Genomic DNA, 1,844 nt, shown 5'->3' on the forward strand with positions numbered 1-1,844 from the left:
CAGCGCGGCGGCCACCCTGCACCGGCTCAACGACGGCAAGTTGTTCATCAACATCGTCAGCGGCGTCGACGATCCGACCGCCTACGGCGACACCGAGCTCGACAAGTCCCGCCGCTACGACCGCACCCGCGAGTTCATGCGGCTGGTGCGCCGGCTGTGGCACGAGGACGACGTCACGTTCCACGGCGAGTTCTTTCGGGTCGACCATTCGACGCTGCAGCCGCGGCCCCTCGGCGCCGCCGACGGGCGGCACCCCGCGTTGTACTTCGGTGGGGCGTCGGCCGCCGCCGAGCAGGTCGCGGCCACCGAGGCCGACGTGCAGCTGTTCTGGGGTGAACCGCTCGACGGGATCGCCGAACGCGTCGAGCGGCTGAAGTCGCTGTCGGACAAGCTCGGTCGCGAGCACGCACCGCTGGAGTTCGGGTTGCGGATCACCACCCTGGTGCGGGACACGTCGGAGGAGGCGTGGCGCGACGCCGAGGCGAAGGTCGCGTCGCTGGCCGGCGCGCCGCGGGTGTTGAGCCTGCACAACGCGGGGGCCGCCGAGGGCCAGCGGCGGCTCAGCGACCTCGCCGAGCGGGGCGAGGTGCTCGACTCGTGCCTGTACACCGCGCCGAGCAGATACGGCGGCGAGGGCGCCGGGACGACGTGGTTGGTGGGCTCGGCCGCCGAGGTGGCCGCCGCGCTGCATCGCTACGCCGACCTGGGGATCACCCACTTCGTGCTGAGCGACACCCCGTACAAGTCCGAGGTGGTCCGCCTCGGCGATCAGCTGCTGCCGCTGCTGCCCGTCACGTGAGCAGCGCCAGGCCCAGGGCGCTGGCCAGGCACATCGACGGCCCGTGCGGCACCGTCGGCCCGGCCCGCCACGGCAGGCTCGCCACCGCGACCAGCGCGGTCAGCAGCGGCGCCCCGACCGCCGCGCAGGCCCACACCGGCGCGCCGAAGCAGCCGGTCAGCGCGCCCAGGCCGACGGCCAGCTTGACGTCGCCGGCGCCCAGCCCCGCGGGCGAGACCAGGTGCACCAGCAGGTAGCCGCCGCCCAGGGCGGCGGCGCCCATCAGCGCCGGCGCGCCCCGGCCCGCGACCGCCGCGGCGGCCAGGACCGCCGCGGCGCCGGGCAGGGTCAACCAGTTCGGCAGCCGGCGTCGCGCGACGTCGTATCCGCTCAGCGCGGCCATCCACAGCGCCACCGCCCCGGCCAGCACGCGCGTCAGGCTAGCCCAGGGCGGCGCTCATCGCCCCTCGCGGGGCGGGCAGCCCTGTGAACTGTTCCACCTGCGCGAACGCCTGGTGCAGCAGCATCTGCAGGCCGCTGATCACCCGGCCGCCCGCCGCCGCCACCGCGGCGGCCAACGGCGTCGGCCACGGGTCGTAGACCGCGTCGAGCAGCACCGGCACGGCGGCCAGGGTGTCGGCGTAGCGGGCCCCGACGTCGGCGGGAACCGTGCTGACCAGCACCTGCGCGTCGGCGACCTGGCGGGCCAGCGCCGCGTCGTCCAGGCCGCAGAACTGCGTCGGCACCCCGAGGCGCGCGCCGAGGTCCACGAGCCGGGCCGCCTTGTCCGGGTCGCGCGCCACGACGGTGACGGCGGCGGCGCCGGCGTGCGCCAGCCCCATGAGCGCGGCCGGCGCCGTCCCGCCCGACCCGCACACCAGCGCCCGCCCGGTGACGGTCCCGACCGCCCCCGCGACGCCGTCGACGTCGGTGTTGTCGGCCCGCCAGCCGCGCGGCGTCCGGACCAGGGTGTTGGCGGCGCCCAGCAGCTCGGCGCGCGGGGTCCGCTCGTCGGCGAAGCGCAGCGCGGCGAACTTGCCCGGCATGGTCACCGACACCCCGACCC

At 76.2% G+C, this 1,844-nt stretch carries 3 protein-coding genes; 1 reads left to right on the forward strand and 2 read right to left on the reverse strand.

What is annotated here, in order from left to right:
- The coding region (locus A5714_RS03465; protein WP_068282797.1) for an LLM class flavin-dependent oxidoreductase at positions 1 to 799 on the forward strand (799 nt) is incomplete at its 5' end.
- Here A5714_RS03465 and A5714_RS03470 read toward each other — a convergent pair.
- Positions 792 to 1,208 (reverse strand): A24 family peptidase, encoded by a 417-nt coding sequence (locus A5714_RS03470; protein WP_231975736.1) that lies wholly within the window; start codon positions 1,206 to 1,208, stop codon positions 792 to 794. The two genes, A5714_RS03465 and A5714_RS03470, sit on opposite strands and share 8 nt — an antisense overlap.
- A gap of 10 nt (positions 1,209 to 1,218) precedes the next feature.
- Positions 1,219 to 1,844, reverse strand: a 626-nt coding sequence (locus A5714_RS03475) for a shikimate dehydrogenase (protein WP_068282803.1), incomplete at its 5' end; no start/stop codon positions are given.

Source organism: Mycobacterium sp. E2462 (assembly GCF_001672685.1).
GTDB lineage: Bacteria > Actinomycetota > Actinomycetes > Mycobacteriales > Mycobacteriaceae > Mycobacterium.